We start from the raw sequence: 23,214 nt of genomic DNA on the forward strand, positions 1-23,214 counted from the left end.
TGGAAGGAATCTCGTGGACGTTGTGGCCAGTAAGCCGCTGTTTACCGCGACGGTGATGCGACGAGTGGGACGGATCAGCCGCCGAATCGGTGGCGCCGTCGCGGTTGGGGTTGCCGCCACCCTGCTGGTCGGCACACCGGGTTCGGCGGAGCCGGGCTCGCAGTGGCGGGCACCCGAGGGCAGGGACGTCACAGGTGTGGCGGTGGCGCCGGTCGACCACAAGGTCCGACCGGTGTGGACTGCCGGTGACCGCGAGGTCCACAAGACGCCGCAGGTCGACTGGCCCACCCCCGGCACCGCGACCGTCGACGTCGCCGGTGCGGCCCGTGCCCGCGGTGCGGATGCCATGGGCGCGAAAGCCGGCGACCTGCCGGTGTGGGTCTCCGAGGTTTCGGAGCAGGCCGGCCAGCGCGCGGTCGACGGCACGCCGTCCGTGCCGGTCGGCAAGGTGACGGTCGAGGTCGCGGACCGGGCGAGCGCCGCCCGCGCCGGGGTGTCCGGGGTCGTACTGAGGGTCGGTCGGGCCGACGGCATGCGGGCCGGCGGCGCGGTGGCCGTGGCGGTCGACTACAGCAAGTTCGCCAGAGCGTACGGTGGCGCCTGGGCCAGCCGGTTGCGGCTGGTCACCCTTCCCGACGGCACGCCGCTGGACAGCACCAACGACCTGGCGTCGTCGACGGTGTCCGCGGTGGTGCCGCTGTCCGCGACCGGGGCGTCCGCGGTGGCGCTGACGTCGAGCGCCTCGGGTGACAACGGCGACTACACCGCCACCAGCCTCTCCGCGGCGGGCAAGTGGCAGGTGTCGCAGCAGACCGGCGACTTCTCCTGGTCCAACACGATCCGGGTCGTGCCCGGTGTCGGCGGGCCGGAGCCGACACTGCAGATGTCGTACTCCTCGGGCTCGGTCGACGGCCGAACCGGCGGCACCAACACCCAGGGCTCGTGGCTCGGTGACGGCTGGGAGATGTGGCCCGGCTACGTCGAGCGCAAGTACAAGCCGTGCGACCTGGACAAGACCGCGGTCGGCGGCGTCACCCCGAACAACACCTCCTACCATGGCGGCGACCAGTGCTGGGGCAAGCCGGACGGTAACGCCACGATGTCGCTCAACGGCCGGGCGACCGAACTGGTCAAGTCCACGGGCAACACGTGGAAGGGCGTCAGCGACGACGGTTCGAAGATCGAACTGCTCAAGAACACCTCCTTCGCCAACGGCGACGACGACGGCGAGTACTGGAAGATCACCACGATCGACGGCACCCAGTACTTCTTCGGCCGCAACACCGGACCTGGCGGGGCCAGCGGCTCGGCGGCCACCAAATCGGTGTGGACGCTGCCGGTGTACGGCAACCACCCGAACGAGCCCGGCTACACCGCCGGCAACTTCCCCGGATCGCGCCGCACGCAGGCCTGGCGGTGGAACCTCGACTACGTCGTGGACCCGCACGGCAACACCATGACCTACTTCTACGAGCGGGAGACCGGCGCCTACGCACGCGAGGACGACGTCAACAAGCGCACCACCTACGACCGCGGCGGCCACCTGACCCGCGTCGAGTACGGCAACCGGGCCGACGCGCCGTCGAGCACCCGTGCCGCCGCCCGGGTCGTCTTCGACGTCGCGGACCGCTGCGTCACCAACTGCTGGTCGGGCTCGAACCCGGTCGCCGCGTCGTGGGTCGACACCCCGTGGGACCAGTACTGCTCCGCCGCCCCCTGCACCACCCAGACCGCGCCCACGTTCTGGACCAGTAAACGACTGGCCACGATCCGCAGCCAGGTCTACTCCGGCAGCGGCGACACCTACCACGACGTCGAGTCGTGGAGCCTGCGCCACACCTATCTCCAGGCCGGGGGCAACGAGGGCGAGCCGATGTGGCTTGCCGGCATCACCCGCACCGGCAAGGTCACCACCGCCGGCGGGAACGAGGTGTCCGACCCCGAGATCGTTTTCGACCCCGGCTCCGAAGCACTGGCCAACCGGGTCGACGGCCCCCAGGACGGCCGCTCCAACCTGTTCCGCTACCGGATCAACACCATCACCACCGAGGCCGGCGCCCAGATCGCCGTCAGCTACTCGCCCACCGAATGCACCCGCAGCAACCGGCCCACCCCGCACACCAACACCAAGCGGTGCTTCCCGCAGTACTACGCGCCACCAGGTGAAGAACCGACGCTGGACTGGTTCCACAAGTACGTCGTGACCCGGGTCGACGTCTACGACAACACCGGCGGCTTCACCCACGAACAGACCAACTACGACTACCTCGACACTCCGGCCTGGCGCTACGACGACTCCGAACTCGTCGAGCCGGCAAAGCGCACCTGGGGCGACTACCGGGGCTACAGCCGGGTCCGGGTCCGCACCGGCCTGGAATCCGGAGTCCAGTCCGCCACCGAGTACCTCTACCTGCGCGGCATGGACGGCGACAAGCAACTCTCCGGCACCCGCGACGTGTGGATCACCGACTCGCAGGGCACCAGCATCGAGGACCACGACGCCTACTCCGGCATGCTGCGCGAGCAGACGACCCTGCTCGGACACGACGGCCCCTGGATCAGCGGCACCATCTACACCCCGGTGCGGCAGGGCCCGAACGCCACCGCCGGGCCGCTGAACGCCTGGATGACCAACACCGGCACCACCCGTACCCGAACCAAGCTCGCCGACGGCAGCACCCGCTGGACGAAGACCGTCACGACCTTCAACAGCGACAACCTTCCCACCCAGACCGACGAATTCGGCGACGAAGCCACAGCCAGCGACGATGTCTGCACCCGGACCTGGTACGCCCGCAACGCCAACAACTGGATGCTCGACAAGGTCAAGCGGACCGAGCGTGTCGGTGTCAACTGCGCCGCCACCCCGGCACTGCCCGGCGACATGATCGCCTCGACGCGAACCACCTACGACGACGTCGACAACAACTGGAACGCCGACCTGCCCGAACGGGGCATCGTCGCCAAGGTCGAGAACATCTCTTCCTGGTCCGGCACCACCCCCGTGTGGACGACCAGCGCCCGCACCGAGTACGACGCCAACGGCCGGGCCACCGATGCCTACGACGCTCTCGGCCGGGTCACGTCCACCGATTTCACGCCGTCGACCAGCGGCCCGGTCACCACCGTCGAGGTCACCAACGCGGCCGGCCACACCGCCACCACGACCATGGTCCCGGCCTGGAAACTGCCCGCGACGATCGTCGGCGAGAACGGGTCCCGCACCGACATGACCTACGACGGCCTCGGCCGGCTACTCAAGGTCTGGGGCCCCGGCCGGGCGAAGGCCACCTTCCCCAACGCCCCGAATGCCGAGTTCACCTACCTGCCCCGCACCACGCAGCCGACCGCCGTCATCAGTAAACAGCTCACCCCGTCGGTCACCCCCACGTACTTCACCTCGATCACCCTCTACGACGGCCTGCTACGCGAACGGCAGAGCCAGACCCAGGCACCTGGCGGCGGACGAATCATCACCGACACCGTCTACGACTCCCGTGGCCTGGTCGAGTGGGCCTCCGTCCCCTACTACGACAAGAGCGGCAACGCGCCGGACACCACCCTCGTCGGCGGTGTCGGCACTCCCGCCGTACCCGCGCATACCGAAAACGTCTACGACGGTGCGGGCCGGCTCACCAACGCCATCTTCAAGACGAACCTCACCGAGAAGTGGCGCACCGTCACCACCCACCACGGCGACCGCACGACCGTCACCCCACCCGACGGTGGCACTGCCACCACCGCAATCGTCGACGCCCTCGGCCGTACCACCGAACTTCGCCAGTACAAGAATCCGGCCGCCGCCGGCAGCAACGATCCCAGCACCTACACCTCCATCAGCTACGCCTACAGCCGCCGCGACGAACTGGTCGCCATGACCGACGCCGCCGGCAACACCTGGCGCTACACCTACGACCAACTCGGGCGGCAGGTCAGCGAGGAAGACCCCGACCAGGGCGTCAACACCACCAGCTACGACGCGGCCGGGCAACCCGTCACCCGTACCGACGCCCGCAACGTCACCCTCGCCTACACCTACGACGCGCTCGGCCGGCCGACCAGCCTGCGTGACGGCTCCACCACCGGCCCCAAGCGCGCCGAATGGGTCTACGACACCCTCACCAACGGCGTCGGCAAGCTCACCGAATCCATCCGCTACGAACCCGCCGGCTCGACAAACGCCTACACCACACGAGTGAACGGCTACGACGCGGCGGGCCGACCCACCGGCAGCAGCGTCACCATTCCCGCCTCCGAGGCAGGGCTGTGCGCCGCCGGCACCCTCACCCCCTGCACCTACACGACCGGCGTCACCTACCGGCCCAACGGAGCCCCGGCCACCAGCAGCCTGCCCGCGGCCGCGGGCCTCGCCAGCGAAAACCTCGTCCACGGCTACAACGACGTCGGCCTCGACAACGGTGTGGTATCGACGACCCACATCCAGGTCTACACCGGCATCACCTACAACAAGCTCGGTCAGGTCATCGAACAACGACTCGGCGGCAGCAGTTCACCTCTCGTACTCGTCGACGACTTCGACGAAGCAACCGGCCGCCGTACCACCTCCACCGCCACACCCCACGCCAAGCCACCGGTCTTCGACTTCGCCTACACGTACGACGACGCCGGCAACCTGACCAAGATTGCCGACACGCCGGTCGGCGGCGCCGCCGACACCCAGTGCTACACCTACGACCACCTGCGCCGGCTCAGCAACGCCTGGACCCCGTCCAGCAACGACTGCGACGCCACCCGCACCGTCGCCGGGCTCGGCGGACCGGCACCTTACTGGCACTCCTACACCTACGACGACACCGGCAACCGGCTCACCGAAACCCGCCACGCCACCACCAACACCGTCCACACCTACCAACACCCCACCCCGGGCGGGCCCGCCGGATCGAAACCACACGCCGTCACCAGCATCACCACCACCGGCCCCAACCCGGCAACGAAGACCTACACCTACGACGCGGCGGGCAACACCACCAGCCGACCCGGTCCCACCGGCACCCAAACCCTCACCTGGAACAACGAGGGGAAGCTCGACACCGTCACCGAGGGTGCCGACGACACCACCTACCTCTACGACGCCGACGGCAACAGGCTCATCCGCCGTGACCCCGACGGCGCCACCCTCTACCTCCCCGGCGGCACCGAAGTCCGCAAGGATAACTCCGCCACGGCCACGGCCACCCGCTACTACAGCAGCGCCGCCGGCACCATCGCCGTCCGCGACAACAGCGGAAACCTGAACTGGCTCGCCGCCGACCACCACGGCACCGCCGAAGCCACCGTCGACAAGAACACCCTGAACGCCAGTCGCCGCCGAACCCTGCCCTTCGGCGAGGAACGCGGCACTACCACCGGCACCTGGCCCACCGTCATGGACAAGGGCTTCGTCGGCGGCATCAAGGACGACACCGGCCTCACCCACATCGGCGCCCGCCACTACGACCCGACCATCGGCCGGTTCATCTCGGTCGACCCCATCATCGACCACGCCGACCCCCAGCAGTGGCACGGCTACGCCTACAGCAACAACAACCCCACCACGTACAGCGACCCCACTGGCCTCAAACACGATTCTCCGACACGCGACGGCGGCGGACCGCCGCCGTCGGGAGACAAGCCAACGGGCGGCGGCGGTGAAGGTGGAGGGCCGACCACCGTCACCGACACCAACAAAAACAACAACAAGCCCTGGTGGCAGAAAATCGGCAGCGGGATCTACTCCGGCGCCAAGCAGGCCATTTACGACCCATTCGTTGCGGCATTCAACACCGTTGTAGACGGTTGGACATCGACCATTAACAACGGACAAGCCGTCCTCGACGGTCGCATGACCATCACCGACTTCGCCACCGAAGCCGCCATCACCCTCGGAACCAACTACGTCACGGCACTCGTCAGCCCAGTTGTGGGAGTGTATGACGCGTACGCCGGGCTGCTCGGTACATGGGGACACATAGCTAACGGCGACTGGGAAGGAGCCGCCGAAAGCTGGACCAAGGGCGCAATAGCCGGCGCGTCACTCGCGGCAGGAGGCCGAGCCGGAATCAAGTCACCCGGCTGCGATAACAGTTTTCTGCCCGCGACGCTCGTCCTGATGGCCGACGGAACAACGAAACCGATCGCGGCCCTGGCTGTCGGTGATGAGGTCCTTGCCACCGATCCCGAAGCCGGCGTTACGGTCGCCAAGCCCGTTGCTGCGGTTATCGTCGGTGACGGCATCAAGAGCCTTGTGAAGATTATTACCGACGCTGGTGAGGCTCAAGAGCGAGACGAGATTCTGATCGCCACCGGCGATCATCCGTTCTGGGTGGCAAGTCAAGGCGCCTGGCGTGACGCCATTGATCTGCGATCTGGTGATGAGTTGCTGGCGCCCGATGGAGGTCGGGTTCGCGTCGTCGGTACCGCTGCGTACAAAGAGATCGCTACCGTCTATAATCTCACCGTCGCGGACGTTCACACGTACTATGTGTCGGCCGGTGATGCGCCTGTTCTGGTCCATAACTGCGGAAGCTCTCCAGCTCTAAAAGGGGATCCGTATCACCCTGACGTGGTAGAGCAGCGAATTGCTGATGGAAGGCAGAGGTGGTCGGAGACTCCTAAGGAGGTTCATCTCACGGTGAACGGTATCGAATCGGGCGCCGTTACTCAAAGGGTCACGAGCGCGGGGCGTGACTGGTATAAGGCGAATGGTAATAAGAGTAGTCCGTGGTACGCTGCGACGATCTTTACGGGTGTAGGTTCCGCAACCACGAAAACCCGTGTGCTTGTGCGTAGTGACGGGGCTGTCGGTTTTGTCCTCGGGCATAACTATAAGAATGTGATTGGGTACGGCTATGCGCGACTTCCTCAGAGGTACGTGCAGCCGCCGCCCGGTTGGAGCTAGGGAATTGATCTTCAGAGAATCGGCTGTCGCTGCGGGGCTCCTAATGTTGGAGGGATGTGAAGATCCAGGATGGCTCATTCCTCCCATTGTCACAAGTCAAGCGCCTAGCTGCCCGCTTGGGGAGCGCTGGGCCGAATCGACGAGAGATATTGCAGATCCACTTCTGGTTGACAGGGTGAATGCCGACTGGTATCGGATGTCGGTTGAGGCTGGCCTTTTTAGCGAGGATGGCCGAAGGTTCCTACTAGCGTCTGCCTCAGGGGAAGATGGTCCTTGGCAGTGGACCTGCGTGGAACTACAGGACTCGTGGGACATCGTGGGAATAGGTGCTGCGGACTTGCTTGGGAGTGCGTGGGGTCGCCCCGAGTTTCGCATGCTTTCGTTGGATGGATCAGTGCTGTCCTGCGGAACCACGGGGGAGTCTGAGATCAGCATTTTCACACTGAAGGAACCGAGTCGTTCGGCGACCTTCCGCCGGTTTGCCGAGTGGATTGTGACGAGCGATGCTTTTCATCCTGTGGACGTCGCCGAAGTGTATCGGTGGCTTAAGAGTATCTAGCTATGGGGCTCATTCAAGATGGTGGGGCGTGGTCCGGCTTGCCATCCTCTTTGCGTATATGGTCGATGTGGACAACATGGGTGGACCTGGGCTCCGGACGACTTCTGGTGGGCCAGGCAGCCGTTGATCCCGATCCCGCCGCCCCGGCCAGAGGGCGGCGGGAAGCGGCGGGCTGATGACCAGGTGGCCCTGGCCGCGATCGTCTCCTTGTCCAAGCCGGCTGCTCCTGGCCGAAGCTGGCATTGGTCCTAGTCGGCGTGAGTCGCTTACGGGCCACCGCCGGTTCGACGAAGGTGTTCCGCTCGTACCTGCCCGAGGTTGCGGCGCAGACTCGCCCGCACTGGTTCGCGAGCCGGTCGAGTGCATCAGATTTCCTTAAGTGCTGCGGTTGTTGGCCTGTCGGGTGGCTTCTTGACGAGTCCTGTCGTGGACGCCGGAAGGTTCGGTATGAGTGCGAAGTCTGCAGACGAGATCCTGGGTGCCGAACATGACTGGCTTGGTTGCGACGCAGGCGGCCAGGTGGCCCTGTTCAGCACTGCTGGAGGTGGATATGCCCCGGATGAGTTCCTGCGAGACACAGCTGCACATGCGAAGGCAATCGAGGCTATCCTGGCACGCCGGGCCACAACCGCGGTGCGCTTCGCGCCAGAGTTGGCCCCGCAATATGTCAACACCTGGAGGCTGGTCGCCGAACGTGGGCTGTACGCATTTGATGCCGACTTCAGTGCCGGCCCGTACAGGTTGGTGGCGGCTCCCGTGGTCGCTGCTGGGTTCGACGAGCTGCCTACGGCAGCTGTCGCCGTATTGCGATCTGTCACATTCCGTCAGCTGCGGTTCGCGGACCTGACGGCTGTTCCAGGGCAAGCCCTGCGACAGGGGCGATAATGCGGAAGGCGACACTGGTCAGATCGGCTAATTTCCCCGGCGAAGCAGAGGGTTGAGTAATGGGCCACGCTGAGCGACTCGCTCCCGGCGGCCTGGTCTTCCTGGGGATGATGAGTCTGGAATGCCCGCTCATCCCGCCGACGCTCGCCAATCTTGCTCAGGGATATCCGCCGACGTCCGGCAAATGGCCGAGATCGGTCGTCGACAGCGATACTCCGGACTTCGTCGCCAGAGCGAACGAGGGCTGGCTCGATCTCTCCCGTGAAGGCGGCCTCTTCGGTGACGATCTGGAATTCCTCGTCGCCGTCGAGATCGAGGTCGACGAGGAGGTGACCGACTGGTGGTGGGCGCGCGTCAAGCTGGCCGAATCCTGGGACATCATGGGCGCAGGCTCCGCCGCCGCCCTCGGCGTCGGCTTCGGTGTGCCGGAGTTCGCCATGCTGTCGCTGGCCGGAGACGTCATCGTCTGTGGTACGGCGGGGGAGTCCGCGATCGGCACCGTCCGGGTGAGCGGATTCCGGGATCTTGCCGGCCTTCGCAAACTCGCGGATTGGATAGCAGACTGGCCGACAACGCGGCAGCAGGAGAAGGCGGCTGCCCGGAGATGGCTCGAGTCCATCGGCTACTGAGGGCGATGTCAGCGACTCCCGGATCCAGTCATCGAACGGCCGTCCTTCATGGACGGTAGCGGTAGCCCATTCCGGGCTCGGTGATCAGGTGTCGGGGGCGGGCCGGGTCGTCCTCGAGTTTGCGGCGCAGTTGGGCCATGTACTGGCGCAGGTAGTTGGTCTCGTTGTGGTATTCCGGCCCCCACACGTCGTGCAGCAGTTGACGCTGGCTGACGAGCTTGCCGGGATGCCGTAGCAGCAGTTCGAGCATCGCCCACTGGGTGGGGGTGAGCTTGACCTCGGTGCCGTCGTCCCGGGTGACCACATGGTCGGCGAGGTCGACGGTGTGCGGTCCGATCCGGTGCGTGGCGGCGGCCGGCGGCGCCCCCGGCTCGCCCGGGATCGCGGCGAGGCGGCGGGTGACCGCACGGATGCGGGCGAGGAGTTCGTCGACGCCGAAGGGCTTGGTGACGTAGTCGTCGGCGCCGGCGTCGAGTGCGGCGACCTTGTCGTGGCTGCCGACCCGGCCGGACAGGACGATGATCGGCGCCGAGGTCCAGCCGCGCAGTCCCTGGATGACCTCGACGCCGTCGAGGTCGGGCAGGCCGAGGTCGAGTACGACCAGGTCGGGTGGGTGGCTGGCGGCGGCCCGCAGCGCGGCCGTCCCGCTGTCGGCGACCTCGACGTCGTAGCGGTGGGCCCGCAGGTTGATGCGCAGGGCGCGCAGGATCTGCGGTTCGTCGTCGACGACCAGGATGCGGGTCATTCCGGCCCCTCGATTCCGGTGCTGGCGGCCGGTAGGTGGATGACCATTGTCAGGCCGCCGCCCGGGGTGGGTTCCGGGGTGATGCTGCCACCCATCGCCTCCACCATTCCCCGGGACAGGGCGAGGCCGAGGCCGATTCCGCTGGTGTTGTCGCGGTCGCCGAGCCGTTGGAACGGCAGGAAGACGTGTTCCCACTCGGTCTCCGGGATGCCCGGCCCGGTGTCGATCACCCGGAGTTCCACCTGGCCGGCGTGGGCGCTGGCGGTGATGGTCGGCGGCCGTCCGGGTCGGCTGAACCGCAGGGCGTTGGCGATGACGTTGACCAGTACCCGTTCCAGCAGGCCGGGGTCGGCGAGCGCCGCCGGCAGGTTGGCGGGTATGTCGGTGGTGACGTCGTCGGCGGCGGGGCCGAGTTCGTCGAGGGCCCGGGGTACGGCGTCCTCCAGCCCGATGGCGGTCGTGGTGACGCCGAGTACGCCGGCCTGGAGGCGGCTCATGTCGAGCAGGTTGGCGACGAGCCGGTGCAGCCGGTCGAGGGATTCGTCGGCGGTGGCCAGCAGTTCGTCGCGGTCGTCGGCGTCGAACTCGATCTCGGGGCTGCGCAGGCTGGACACCGCCGCCTTGGCCGAGGCGAGCGGCGTACGCAGGTCGTGGCTGACCGCGGCGAGCAACGCCGTACGCATCCGGTCGGCCTCGGCCAGCGGCCGGGCCGTGGCCGCCTCCTCGGCGAGGCGTTCCTGCCGCAGCGCGACGGCGGCCTGGGCGGCGAACGCCTCGACGACGCGTCGGTCGGCGGCGGCCAGCCGCCGGCCGGACAGTACGACGGTGAGCCGGTCGTCGACCGGCACCACCGTCTCGCCGGCGCCCGGGATGCCCGCCGGTGCGTCGCCGACGGCGGCCACGATTTGCCACGCCTGTTCCTCCCGGGCCCGGCCGGGGCGGCCCTCGGCGTCGGTGGCGAGTTCGAGGACGCTGACGGCACGCAGCGCGAACGTCTCGCGGAGCCGGTCGAGCAGGGCCGGCAGGGGACGTTCGCCGCGCAGGACGTTGCCGGCGACGGTGGCCAGGGTCTGCGCCTCGGCGGATGCCCGGGCGGCTTCCCGGGTGCGTCGCGCCGCGACGTCGACGACTCCGCTGACCGCCACGGCGATCCCGACGAAGACGGCCAGGGCCAGCAGGTTGTCCGCCTCGGCGATGGTCAGCGTGTGGTACGGCGAGGTGAAGTAGAAGTTGAGCAGGAGGGATCCGCCGAACGCGGCGACGAGTGCCGGCCACAGTCCGCCGACTAGGGCCACCCCGACGACCGCCGCCAGGAAGATCAGGATGTCGTTGGTCAGGGTGAGGTCGGGCAGCACCGTCAGCAGCAGGGTGAGCAGCGGCATGCCGACACCGGCGAGGGCGAAGCCGAGCAGGCGGCGCCGTCGGGACAGCGCCGCCGGCACCTGTGCGGCCAGCCGTCCCCGCCCGGCTTCGGGGTGGGTCACCAGGTGTACGTCGATCGGCCCGGACAGTGCCGTGGTGGTGACCCCGACGCCGCGGGACAGGATCTGTGCGAAGCGGCCCCGCCGGCTCGCCCCGAGCACGAGTTGGGTGGCGTTGACGCCGCGGGCGAAGTCGAGCAGCGCGGCCGGGATGTCGGTGCCGAGGACCTGGTGGTAGGTGCCGCCGAGACTCTCGACCAGGACCCGCTGGCGGGCGAGCTGGGCCGGGTCGGCGCCGGCGAGGCCGTCGCTGCGTGACACGTGGACCGCCAGCAGGTCGGCGCCCTTGCTGCGGGCGGCGACGCGGGCGGCCCGCCGGATCAACGTCGCGCCCTCCGGTCCGCCGGTCAGGGCGACCACGACCCGTTCCCGGGCCTCCCAGGTGTCGGAGATGCCGTGCTGGGCGCGGTAGGCGTCGAGCTGGTCGTCGACCTTGTCGGCGAGCCAGAGCAGGGCGAGTTCGCGCAGCGCGGTCAGGTTGCCGATCCGGAAGTAGTTGCCGAGCGCGGCGTCGATCCGGTCGGGGCGGTAGATGTTGCCGTGTGCCATCCGCTGGCGCAGCGCCTCGGGCGTCATGTCGACGAGTTCGACCTGCTCGGCGGCGCGGACGATCGCGTCGGGGACGGTTTCGCGCTGGGTGGTGCCGGTGATCTGCGCGACGACGTCGTTGAGCGACTCCAGGTGTTGGATGTTGACCGTGGACAGGACGGTGATGCCGGCGTCGCGCAGCCGCTGGATGTCCTGCCAGCGTTTCTCGTTGCCGGAGCCGGGCACGTTGGTGTGGGCCAGTTCGTCGACGACGGCGACCTCGGGGCGGCGGGCGAGGACCGCGTCGAGGTCCATCTCGGTGAACTCGACGCCCCGGTGGGTGACGGTGCGGCGCGGCACGACCTCCAGGTCGCCGATCATGGCCGCGGTGTGGCGGCGGCCGTGGGTTTCCACCAGGCCGATCACGACATCGGTGCCGCGCCCGGCGCGCCGCTGGGCTTCCTCGAGCATCGTGTACGTCTTGCCGACGCCGGGCGCGGCGCCGAGGTAGATGCGCAGTTCACCCTTTGGCACGCCACCATCCTCTCTCGTGTCCGGCCGCCGGTGGACGACCGGAGCCGGCGGGCGACCCACCCGCCGGCCCGGCCGGTCAGGACACGGGGAACCGCTGGTCGAGGGCGAGGTTGAGGGCCAGTACGTGGACCGCAGGCTCGCCGATGAACCCCAGCCCCCGGCCGCTGGTGTGCTCGGCGACCAGGTGCCGGACCCGGGCCGGGTCCACGCCGCGCTCGCGTGCGACCCGGGCCACCTGGATCTGCGCGTACGCGGGGGAGATGTGCGGGTCGAGGCCGCTGCCGCTGGCGGTGACGGCGTCGGCGGGAACGGCCGGTTCGGCGGGGGCGTCGCCGCGGATCGGGGTGACGAGGCCGCCCTCGGCGACGTAGTCGTGGCCCGGCCGCGCCAGCTCCACGGCGACCCCTCGTAAACGGCCAGGAACGGGGTGGCGGGCGCGACCTGGTTGACGCTGACGACGCGGGTGGCCGGGCCGGTGAGCCCGTCGGCGCGGAAGACGGCGAGCACGGCGCCGACCCCGTCGGCGGTGCAGTACGGCCGCCGCCCGTCGACGCCGTCACGTGCACCGACCGCCAGGCTGCGGGCGCAGACCTGGCTGAGCAGGCTCCGGGCGGACTCCCGCGGGTCGGTGGCATGGGTGTCGACGACGCTTTCCGGTCCGAGGTTGCTGGCGGCGGTGGCGGTCGGGTCGTATCCGTCGCCGGCGGCCGAGGGACGGGACTGGAAGTAGCGCGGTACGGGGTTGCCGTCGGCGTCGGTGAACGACTGCCCGATCAACGCGCTGCCGACGGTCTGCCCGTCCGCGCTGATCAGCGACCCGTCGGCCCGGCCGTCGAGGCCGGGGATCCGGCCGGCGGCGACCAGGGCCAGCGGGTAGGCGATGCCGAGCAGGACGGTGAAGACGAGTACGGCCCGCAGGGCGGCCAGGTGTTGGGCGAGCCAGTTGGGAAGGCGCATCACGAGATCCCCGGAATGAACTGGACGAGCAGGTCGATGAGCTTGATTCCGACGAACGGCACGACGAGGCCGCCGAGGCCGTACCGCCAGAGGTTGCGGCCGAGCAGTTGGGAGGCGCCGGCCGGCCGGTACCGTACGCCGCGCAGGGCGAGCGGGATCAGCACGATGATCACGACCGCGTTGAAGATCACCGCGGCGAGGATCGCCGATTCGGGACCGGCCAGCCGCATGATGTTGAGCGCGTCCAGGCCCGGGTAGATGCCGGCGAAGATCGCCGGGATGATCGCGAAGTACTTCGCGACGTCGTTGGCGATCGAGAACGTGGTCAGCGCGCCGCGGGTGATCAACAGTTGCTTGCCGATCTCGACGATCTCGATGAGTTTCGTCGGGTCGGAGTCGAGGTCGACCATGTTGCCGGCCTCCTTGGCGGCCGACGTACCGGTGTTCATCGCCACCCCGACGTCGGCCTGGGCCAGGGCGGGGGCGTCGTTGGTGCCGTCGCCGGTCATCGCGACCAGCCGCCCGTCCTCCTGCTCCTTACGGATCAGGGCGAGCTTGTCCTCCGGAGTCGCCTCGGCGAGGAAGTCGTCGACGCCCGCCTCGTCGGCGATCGCCTTCGCCGTACGCGGATTGTCGCCGGTGATCATGATGGTGCGGATGCCCATCCGGCGCATCTCGTCGAACCGCTCCCGCATGCCGGCCTTGACCACGTCCTTGAGGTGGATCACGCCCAGTGCCCGGGCCGGTTCACCGTCGACGTGTTCGGCGACGACCAGCGGGGTGCCGCCGGTGCCACTGATCGCGTCGACGAGTTCGCCGACCTGACCGGTCGGGTGGCCGCCGTTGTCGCGTACCCACTTCATCACCGCGGCGGCGGCACCCTTGCGGATCCGTCGACCGGCGCCGTCGGCAGCGGCGAGGTCGACGCCGCTCATCCGGGTCTGGGCGGTGAACGGTACGAAGGTGGCGTGTGGCATCAGGCCGGGCTCCCGCTCACGTAGCCCGAACCCGTTCTTGGCCAGCACCACCACCGAGCGACCCTCCGGTGTCTCGTCCGCCAGGCTGGACAGCTGTGCGGCGTCCGCGACGGCCGCCGGATCGACGCCTTCGACCGGCAGGAACTCGGCGGCCTGCCGATTGCCCAGGGTGATCGTGCCGGTCTTGTCCAGCAGCAGGGTGTTCACGTCGCCGGCGGCCTCCACGGCCCGGCCGCTCGTCGCCAGCACGTTGCGCTGGACGAGGCGGTCCATGCCGGCGATGCCGATCGCCGACAGCAGCGCGCCGATGGTGGTCGGGATCAGGCAGACCAGCAGGGAGACGAGCACGATGCCGGTGACGCCGCCATCGGTGATCGCCCGGGTGTCGGGGGCGGCGGCCTGGTAGTCCTTGGCGAAGATCGCCAGCGGCTGGAGGGTGACCACGGCCAGCAGGAAGATGATGGTGAGCGCCGCGAGCAGGATGTTCAGCGCGATCTCGTTCGGGGTCTTCTGCCGGTTGGCGCCCTCTACCAGGGCGATCATCCGGTCGATGAAACTCTCCCCGGTCCGCTGGGTGATCCTGACGACGATCCGGTCGGACAGCACCCGGGTACCGCCGGTGACCGCGCTCCGGTCGCCGCCCGACTCCCGGATCACCGGCGCGGACTCGCCGGTGATCGCCGACTCGTCGACACTGGCGATGCCCTCCGCCACGTCGCCGTCACCGGGGATGATCTGACCGGCCTCGACCAGGACGATGTCGCCCGGCCGCAGGTCGGGTGCGGGCACCGCCTCGTCGCGGTACCGGTCTGCCGGCTGACCGGGCCGCCAGCCGACCAGTCGGGTGGCGACGGTGTCCTTCTTCGCCTGTCGCAGCGTCGCGGCCTGGGCTTTGCCGCGCCCCTCGGCGACGGCCTCGGCGAGGTTGGCGAAGACGACGGTCAGCCACAGCCAGCCGGTGATCGCCCACGCGAACACCGACGGGTCGGTGACGGCGAGCACGGTGGTGAACACCGCGCCGATCTCGACGACGAGCATCACCGGGTTGCGCCACAACGTGCGCGGGTCGAGCTTGCGCAGCGCGTCGGGCAACGATCGGAGCAGTTGCCGCGGGTCCAGCAGGCCGCCGCCGACGCGGCTGCCCCGGGTGGCCGGTGTGCCGGGGCCGCCGGCGCTGTGCGGAGCCGGCGCGGTCATGGTCATGTGCCTCTCTCCCATGGTGGTCACAGCCCTTCGGCCAGCGGGCCGAGCGCTAGGGCGGGCAGGAAGGTCAGCGCGACGAGGATCACCGTGACCCCGGCGACCATCCCGACGAACAGCGGCCGGTGGGTCGGCAGGGTGCCCTCGGAGGCGGGCGTCGGCTGCTGACGGGCCAGCGAGCCGGCCAGCGCCAGCACCAGGATGATCGGCAGGAACCGGCCGAGGAGCATGCACAGCCCCAGCGCGGTGTTCCACCACGGCGTGCTGACGGTGATCCCGGCGAACGCGGAGCCGTTGTTGTTGCTCGCCGAGGTGAAGGCGTAGAGCACCTCGGTCAGGCCGTGCGGGCCGACGTTCAGCGCCGTGGCGTTGTTGCCGGTGGCGAAGGCGGCGGCGGTGCCGATCAGCACCAGCGCGGGCGTGACCAGAAAGTACAGCGAGGCGAGCTTGATCTCCCGGGGGCCGATCTTCTTGCCGACGTACTCGGGGGTGCGGCCGACCATCAGCCCGGCGACGAAGACGGTGATCACGGCCAGGACGAGGATGCCGTACAGGCCGGCACCGACACCGCCGGGGGCGACCTCACCGAGCATCATGTTGACCAGCGGGACCATGCCGCCCAGGGCGGTGTACGAGTCGTGGAACGAGTTCACCGCCCCGGTGGAGGTCAGTGTCGTCGCCGCGGCGAAGGTCGCCGAGTTCGACACCCCGAACCGGGTCTCCTTGCCCTCCAGCGCCGCCCCGACCGCCTGCGGCACCGTGCCGTGGCCGGCCAGTTCGAAGACGTTGGTGAGGGTGACGCTGGCCAGGGCGAGGATCGCCATGACCGCCACGATCGCGTACCCCTGCCGGTGCTGGCCCACCATGCGGCCGAAGACCCGGGGCATGCTGAACGGGATCAGCAGGATCAGGAAGATCTGCAGCCAGTTGGTCCAGGGGGTCGGGTTCTCGAACGGGTGGGCGCTGTTGGCGTTGTAGAAGCCGCCGCCGTTCGTACCCAACTCCTTGATGACCTCCTGGCCGGCGACCGGGCCGCCCGGGACGAACTGGGTACCGCCGGTCAGGGTGGTCACCTCGGTGCCGCCGGACAGGTTCTGCACCACACCGCCGAGCATCAGCGCCAGGGCGCCGACGACCGAGACCGGCAGCAGGATCCGCAGGGTGATCCGGGTCAGGTCGACCCAGAAGTTGCCGAGTTCACCGGTACGGCTACGGGCGAAGCCACGGAGCAGGGCGACCGCGACCGCGATACCCACGGCGGCGGAGACGAAGTTCTGCACCGCCAGACCGGCCATCTGCACCAGGTGACCCATCGTCGACTCACCCGAATACCACTGCCAGTTCGTGTTGGTCACGAACGACACCGCGGTGTTCCACGCCCCGTGGGGGATCACGGGATCGAAGCCCAGCGACAGCCACAGATGGTTCTGCAGCCGCTGGAACGCGTACAGGAACAGGATCGACACGGCCGAGAACGCCAGCAGGCTGCGGGCGTAGACGCCCCACGACTGCCCGGCCGCCGGGTCCACCCCGACCACCCGGTAGATCCCCCGCTCGACCCGGGACTGCCGGCTATCGCGGACCACACGGTGCAGATAGTCGCCGAACGGGCGGTAGACGGCAACCAGTGCCGCCACCAACGACAACACGAAAACGGTGCCGGCTGTCGTCGTGTTCATCAGAAACGTTCCGGGAACAGCAGGGCGGCCACCAGGAACACCGCCAGGCCGATCGCCAGCACCAGGCCGACGGAGTTGACGACGCTCACAGTTTCTCCACACCCCGCACCACGAAGGCGAGAGCCGCGAACAGCCCCACCGTCAACAGCACGAACACCACGTCAGGCACGCTGACTCCTCTTGCCGGACTCGCTTCGCGCCCGCTCCGGGTCGCGCAAACAAGAGGTACGCCGGTGTCGCGCGGACCGACAGGGGCCATAACGCGACGATGACGCTCCGGCGGCAATTCTTGACGCCGTTTTCACGCGCCCGGCCGATCGCGCGAGCCGCCGAACGGAATCGCCCCGACGAAGCACGGCAGTGCTCGTCTGGAACAATCGCGCCATGGGTGCGTTCATGACGCCGGAGCAGATCGCCGACCGTGCCGCGCGTGCCGTCGAAGCCGCTGTCCGCGCGGGGCGTGGTCTCGGACTCACCGTGACCGACGCCAAGGTGCTCTACGACGTGTTCTCCGTCGTCGTCCACCTTGCACCATCGCCCGTCGTGGCCCGGGTCCTCACCGTGCTACCGCACTACGCGGACCTCGCCAGCCAGGCGGGCCGGCAGCAGGCGGAGCTGAACATGGCGCGGTGGCTCGCGGCCCGGGGGACTCCCGTCATCCCGCCCAGCCCGCTCGTGCCACCCGAGCCCGTTCAGGTCGACGGACTCTCGATGACGTTCTGGCAGTTCGTCGAGAAGAGTTCGGACGAGGAGCCCGACTACGTGGCGAACGCCGGCCTCGTCGCCGACCTGCACGCCGCCATGCGCGACTATCCGGGCGAGCTGTCGTTCCTGTCCGCGGCCGAACCCCGGTTCATCGAAGACAGCCTCGCACTGCTCGAAGACCGCCGCGACCTCATCGACCCGGCCGACCTGGACCGCGCGCGCCGCGAATGGCGGATCCTGGAACCTGTCGTGCGCTCACGCACCACGTTCGAAAAGACGTTTCCGGGAATCGAACTCCAGCCCATCCACGGCGACTCTCCGGCCGTGAACATCTTTCCCGCGGTGGACGGGCATCTGTACGCCGACTTCGAGATGGTGACACTGGGGCCGGTCGAGTGGGACATCGCCGGCCTCGGCCCCGACTGTGAAGCCGCCTACAACCGCGAAGCACGACGCAAGGGCATGCGGGAGCTGGACGAGGACGTTCTGAGCTTCGTGACCGCCGTCGGGATGCTGCGGGGCATTGCCAGTCTGGCACTCGCGCCGCAACTGCCCCTGCTGGTGGATGCTATCCGGCCGCTCATCGAGCAGTGGCGGTCCATGCCGTTCGCCGCGGGCCTGGCGGACTGACCGGCAGGTAGGGCGGACCCACCGGGCGGGCAGCGGCTACCGGCGCCAGCCGAATCCGCGTCGCGCACCGTGGCGCAGGCCGCGTCGCAGCAACCGCAGTACGATCCACCGACCCGGCCGGCCCCGGCGCCTACCGAACGGTGAGCCGGCGCTCCTCGCCCTGATCCACACGGTTCGCACCCTCCACGACAGCGCACCGGGCCGGTGGTCCCGGCCGCGCTGCCCGCAGCGTAGGAAACGTCGGCCAGATCCCCGGGTACGGCCGCGCTGTCGCGGGCGCCCCCGACCTGACCGGCTGGCCGGACGCTTCCAGGCCGAGATCGCTGCCGCCTTCCCATACGGGCTTCCGGAAGGAGTCCGGAAGGGTCCGGAAGTTTCGGTGCCAGTGACTCCGAGCCTGATCATCGAACTCGCGCCCACCTGTGGCTCGGAGACCGCTCGACCCGCCTCTCATGACGGTGGCCAGGTGTGGAAGCCGACGGATGTCGGCCTGGTCAGGAGAGCGCTCCTGCGGCATTTCCGGAAGTTGTTGACGGGGAGCCGATAGCGGATCGATACTCGGGGCACCCAAGTGCATCGGGTGCCATCGATCGAGCGCCTGTTGTTACCTGGCCCTCCGGTCATCGGACGCATGACGACCGGTCAACCCCAACCGTGATGCCCGCCCATGCGCGGTGGCCGGACCCTGGCCGCCGACCGTCCGCAGGGCCGGATCACGCTGTCTGGTTCCCACCAGCCGTCCCGCGAGAAGGGAACACCCCAATGAACGACACCACCGTCCGACCGAAAAGCCGCAGACGCGGGCTCATCGGGCGACTCATCGCCAGCGCCGGCGCGCTGGCGCTGGTCGCCGCCGCGATCACGCTGCCCGGCACCGCCCACGCGGCCGTGACCTCGAACCAGACCGGCACCCACGACGGCTACTTCTACTCGTTCTGGACCGACAGTCCCGGCACGGTCTCCATGGAACTGGGAGCCGGTGGAAATTACAGCACCTCGTGGCGAAACACCGGGAACTTCGTCGCGGGTAAGGGCTGGAGCACCGGCGGACGGAGGAGCGTGTCCTACTCGGGCAGCTTCAACCCGTCCGGCAACGCCTATCTGACCCTCTACGGCTGGACGAGGAACCCGCTCGTGGAGTACTACGTGGTCGACAACTGGGGCACGTACCGGCCCACGGGTACGTACAAGGGCACGGTCACCAGCGACGGCGGTACGTACGACATCTACGAGACGATGCGCTACAACGCCCCCTCCATCGAGGGCACCAGGACCTTCCCGCAGTACTGGAGCGTCCGGCAGTCGAAGAGGACGGGCGGAACGATCACCTCCGGCAACCACTTCGACGCATGGGCCCGCAACGGCATGAACCTGGGCGGCCACGACTACATGATTCTCGCGACCGAGGGCTACCAGAGCAGCGGAAGCTCCAACATCACGCTCGGCGGCGGTGGAGGCGGAGGCGGTGGTGGTGGTGGCTGCACCGCGACGCTGTCCGCCGGCCAGCAGTGGAGCGACCGCTACAACCTCAACGTCGCGGTGACCGGCTCCAGCAACTGGACCGTGACGATGACGGTCCCGTCACCCGCCGGAATCATCGCGACCTGGAACGTCAGCGCCAGCTATCCCAGCGCCCAGGTGCTGACCGCCAGGCCAAATGGCAACGGCAACAACTGGGGCGTCACCATCCGGCACAACGGCAACTGGACCTGGCCGACGGTCTCCTGTAGCACCGGCTGACCGCTCGCCGGCCACCCGGCGCCGGTGGCCCGGCGGCTCATGGCCGCCGCGTCCCGGCGCCGCGGTCGGTGCCGGTCATGCGGTACGCCGGCCGGCACACCAGGTGCCGGTGACCCTGATCCCGGTGATCCGCGCAGGATCGCTGCCCACCGGGTCCCGGTCCGGCTCGACCAGGTCCGCGGCGGCGCCGCTCCGCAGCGCGCCCGCCTTCCGGCCACGCCCAGGGCCGCCGTGCGGCATCCCTGGTGTATACCACGGATCATGGCGTGCTCGATCCGGACCGGGGTGCCGAGCCCGTCGACGGCGTCGAGCGCGTCGGCGACCGCGCAAGGTCATTTCGGTGATCGTTCATAGGATCATTATTCGATTCGATGTGCATGCTTGACAGATTTATGAATGCCGATGGATGCTCCGTGTGGTCGGGCGACATCCGTGTTTCCGGACGAGCCGACGATCAATCGAATTCTTCGACCGATTCGAGGAGCATCTGTGAATCACTCCGACCAGGAGCCGATCAATCGGCGATCGATCCTTCGCGCGGGCGCGCTGCTCGGCCTCGGGGTGGGTGGCATCCTCATCCCGGGCGCCGCCAGCGCCGGATCCGGCGTGGACGGCGGCGTCCGGATGCCCGACCCGGTCGGGGCGTACGACGATCCGCCCGCACGCGGCGTCGTGCTCCGGCAGCAGCAGGGGACGGAACTCGCCGGACCGCACGGCGAGAGCGTCTCGCCCGGCATGGCCCCGAAGGCGCGGTTCGGCGGCGAGCCTGGTGGCGGCGCGGTCACCAACGTCGTACGACAGCTGCACTTCCGCAACAGCTACGGTCCCCGGATCAGGCTCTGCATCTCGTACTACAGTCCGGGAACCTGCGCCAACCTGGGGCTGTGGGGAACGCGTGGCTGGTGGAGCATCGACCTGGGGCAGTCGGTCCATGTCCTGAACACCGATGGCCGTTGGGCGTACTTCTTCGCCGAAGCGGCGGACGGCGCGTTCTGGGCCGGCGACCTTCAGATCATCCATGTTCCGAACACGTCCCCGTTCGACTCCTGCTTGTACAACCAGAGAATCGGTGACCGCACCCTGGGTTTGCGTGGAGTCGACCTTCGTGCGGATGTCTGGACCGTGAACCTGGTCCCGTAGAAATAGCTGTCCTCGCTGCACGTTTTCTGGAACCGACCGCAATTCCATCCCCATCGGGATCCCATCCGGGTCGCCGTCGCAGTCTCGCCACCGAAAAGGAGATCGATCAATGCGCTCGTGGTCCGTGACGCGTTTCCTGTCGCTGTGCGTCGTGGCGACGGCGGCCTCGGCCGTCGTCCTGGCCGGCGCACCATCGGCGGCGGCGCCCGCCCCGCCGTCCGCCGTTGCCTCGGCCGGGCCGGTGATCACGTCGGCCTACTGCTTCCCGGGCAGCACCTACCTGCTCTCCTGCGAGGCTCGGTGGACTGGAGGTACGGACCCGGCGGTCGGCCAGTGGAACGCGGTGTCCGGTGGGTGGATCTCCAGCTCCCAGACCGACCCGGTGGCGCACGTGACGCTCGGCTCAGGCAACTGCATTCCCGGCTCGTTCTTCGTGATACGGGTGACCATCACCGATGCCGCCGGACTTTCGGACACCAGGCTGGTGTCCGGCCGCCGGTGCGCGATCTGACGCCGTACCCGGAGTGCCGCGGCGCCGACCGGGGGCGCCGGCCCGGTCGGCGGGTCCGCGCGGGTCAGCTGGTGATGATCGATGCGCCGTAACTCCGCACCGAGTTGATGATCGGGACGTAGTACACGTAGTTGTAGCCCGGGGTGTGGATGGTGCCGGGGCAGGCGCTGTTCGGGACGGGATCCGAGCCGGCGGTGATGGTGCCCACGGCGTTGGCCCTGCCGTCGGTCCGGTAGGCGATCACCGGGCCGCCGCTGTCACCGGGCGCGACGGCGCACTGGCCACCGGTCTGCCGGGCCTGGACCAGCGGTCCGACGCTGGGGCACGGGATGCCGCCGATGGCGAGGAACAGGCCGACCGCGGTGACCTGGATGCCGCTGTGCTCGCCGCTGGTGGCTCCGCTGGTGACGACCCAGTTGCCGACGAAGCTGCCGGCGGTCCCACCGATCCCCACGCCGGTGCCCGAGTAGGGGTCGCCGGTGAAGACCCGCCCCCAGGAGCCGGCGCTGATGATTCCGGTGTCCTGGCAGACGTTCTTGCTGTGGATGCTGCCCATGGTGACGCCGGCGCCGGTGGTCACCATCTGGCTGTTCTCGCCGCAGTGGCCGGCGGTGAGCAGTTGCGGGGCACCGGCCACGTAGATCGCGAAGCCGGTGCTGCACGCGCCGACCGGCGACCGGAACCGGGCCCCGCCGTAGTAGTAGAGGTTGTCGGCCTGCCGGTCACGGGTGGCGACCGGCCTCCCTCCGGTCACGACGGAGACCGGGACGGCAGACGCACGTACGGCCGGCGCAGTGCTGGCCCGCGTGGTGTCGCCGGTGACGGTCAGCTGGATGCCGCTTCCGTCGACCTTCGGGACGACGTTGACGACGTTCGGTACGGCGGCGAGACCGCGGGCCGCGCCGGCCAACTCGGCCGCGGAGAAGCGGGCCGGCAGCAGTCGCACCGGGACGGTGCGGTTCAGGTCGGTGATCAGCGAGCCCACCGTGGCGCCGGCGTCACCCTTCCAGTAGACCCGTAGTTCGCGGTTCTCCGGAGCGGCCACGATCCCCGCGAATCCGGTGTTCCTGGCCGAGGCGATCCGCTCCGCCGCGGTGTTGAGCCGGGTCTGGACGTCGATCAGTTCCGACCAGGTGGCGAACCCACCGGGTACGGCGCCGACCGGCCCCGCGCCGGCGGTGGTGGGCCGGCTGTCGACCGCCGGCGGTGCTGCCGTTGCCGGGCCGGCGAGCGACGCGGCGACGAGTACGGCGACGCCCGCCGTGACAAGGGCACGATGCGGCATCGCACGCCCCGTCGAGGATTGTGATCCGATCATGTGCGGTCTCCTCCTCCCGAATCGGAGCGGTCGACCGACCGCCCCGATTCGGGAGTGTTCCGCTTCGGGCCCGTCCCGTCGCCCTCGGTGATGATTCT

The 23,214-nt window shown here is 68.9% G+C and carries 12 protein-coding genes and 1 pseudogene; 6 read left to right on the forward strand and 7 right to left on the reverse strand.

Annotated elements, in window-relative coordinates; translation table 11 throughout:
* Nucleotides 1-55 precede the first annotated feature (55 nt).
* Both Prubr_RS26685 and Prubr_RS26690 read left to right on the forward strand, forming a co-directional pair.
* Nucleotides 56-6,898, forward strand: a complete 6,843-nt coding sequence (locus Prubr_RS26685; protein WP_212817660.1) for a polymorphic toxin-type HINT domain-containing protein — start codon at nucleotides 56-58, stop codon at nucleotides 6,896-6,898.
* 1,503 nt (nucleotides 6,899-8,401) lie between these two features.
* On the forward strand, nucleotides 8,402-8,971 hold the full coding sequence (locus Prubr_RS26690; RefSeq protein WP_212817661.1) for a hypothetical protein: 570 nt from the start codon (nucleotides 8,402-8,404) through the stop codon (nucleotides 8,969-8,971).
* 46 nt (nucleotides 8,972-9,017) lie between these two features.
* On the opposite strand, the gene Prubr_RS26695 is transcribed toward Prubr_RS26690, so the two are convergent.
* The 6 genes and pseudogenes from Prubr_RS26695 to kdpF form a co-directional block, all read right to left on the reverse strand.
* On the reverse strand, nucleotides 9,018-9,716 hold the full coding sequence (locus tag Prubr_RS26695; RefSeq protein ID WP_212817662.1) for a response regulator: 699 nt from the start codon (nucleotides 9,714-9,716) through the stop codon (nucleotides 9,018-9,020).
* The gene (locus tag Prubr_RS26700) at nucleotides 9,713-12,259 is read right to left on the reverse strand and encodes a DUF4118 domain-containing protein (protein ID WP_212817663.1); all 2,547 of its coding nucleotides are present in this window, start codon (nucleotides 12,257-12,259) and stop codon (nucleotides 9,713-9,715) included. The genes Prubr_RS26695 and Prubr_RS26700 overlap by 4 nt, the downstream gene beginning before the upstream one ends.
* A gap of 76 nt (nucleotides 12,260-12,335) precedes the next feature.
* Nucleotides 12,336-13,216, reverse strand: a pseudogene (locus tag Prubr_RS26705) (potassium-transporting ATPase subunit C).
* Nucleotides 13,216-15,390, reverse strand: a complete 2,175-nt coding sequence (gene kdpB / locus Prubr_RS26710) for a potassium-transporting ATPase subunit KdpB (RefSeq protein ID WP_212828567.1) — start codon at nucleotides 15,388-15,390, stop codon at nucleotides 13,216-13,218. The pseudogene Prubr_RS26705 and the gene kdpB overlap by 1 nt, the downstream one beginning before the upstream one ends.
* A gap of 26 nt (nucleotides 15,391-15,416) precedes the next feature.
* Nucleotides 15,417-17,072: a potassium-transporting ATPase subunit KdpA gene (kdpA, locus tag Prubr_RS26715; protein WP_212817664.1), complete on the reverse strand. Its 1,656-nt coding sequence runs from the start codon at nucleotides 17,070-17,072 to the stop codon at nucleotides 15,417-15,419.
* Complete coding sequence (gene kdpF, locus Prubr_RS26720) at nucleotides 17,072-17,161, reverse strand: K(+)-transporting ATPase subunit F (RefSeq protein ID WP_212817665.1); 90 nt, start codon at nucleotides 17,159-17,161, stop codon at nucleotides 17,072-17,074. Before kdpF ends, kdpA begins: the two co-directional genes overlap by 1 nt.
* Nucleotides 17,162-17,432: 271 nt before the next feature.
* On the opposite strand from kdpF, the gene Prubr_RS26725 reads away from it, so the two are divergent.
* The 4 genes from Prubr_RS26725 (at nucleotide 17,433) to Prubr_RS26745 (ending at nucleotide 21,798) form a co-directional block, all read left to right on the forward strand.
* Entirely contained in the window at nucleotides 17,433-18,407 is a 975-nt protein-coding gene (locus Prubr_RS26725; protein WP_212817666.1) for a phosphotransferase, read from the forward strand.
* A 762-nt stretch (nucleotides 18,408-19,169) separates the two neighbouring features.
* Entirely contained in the window at nucleotides 19,170-20,147 is a 978-nt protein-coding gene (locus tag Prubr_RS26730; RefSeq protein WP_212817667.1) for a glycoside hydrolase family 11 protein, read from the forward strand.
* A 489-nt stretch (nucleotides 20,148-20,636) separates the two neighbouring features.
* Complete coding sequence (locus Prubr_RS37150; RefSeq protein WP_246567681.1) at nucleotides 20,637-21,287, forward strand: DUF1036 domain-containing protein; 651 nt, start codon at nucleotides 20,637-20,639, stop codon at nucleotides 21,285-21,287.
* A gap of 109 nt (nucleotides 21,288-21,396) precedes the next feature.
* On the forward strand, nucleotides 21,397-21,798 hold the full coding sequence (locus tag Prubr_RS26745; RefSeq protein WP_212817669.1) for a hypothetical protein: 402 nt from the start codon (nucleotides 21,397-21,399) through the stop codon (nucleotides 21,796-21,798).
* Between the two features lie 64 nt (nucleotides 21,799-21,862).
* Here Prubr_RS26745 and Prubr_RS26750 read toward each other — a convergent pair whose 3' ends face one another.
* On the reverse strand, nucleotides 21,863-23,083 hold the full coding sequence (locus Prubr_RS26750; protein WP_212817670.1) for a chymotrypsin family serine protease: 1,221 nt from the start codon (nucleotides 23,081-23,083) through the stop codon (nucleotides 21,863-21,865).
* Nucleotides 23,084-23,214: the final 131 nt, after the last annotated feature.

Source organism: Polymorphospora rubra (assembly GCF_018324255.1).
Classification (GTDB): Bacteria; Actinomycetota; Actinomycetes; order Mycobacteriales; family Micromonosporaceae; genus Polymorphospora; species Polymorphospora rubra.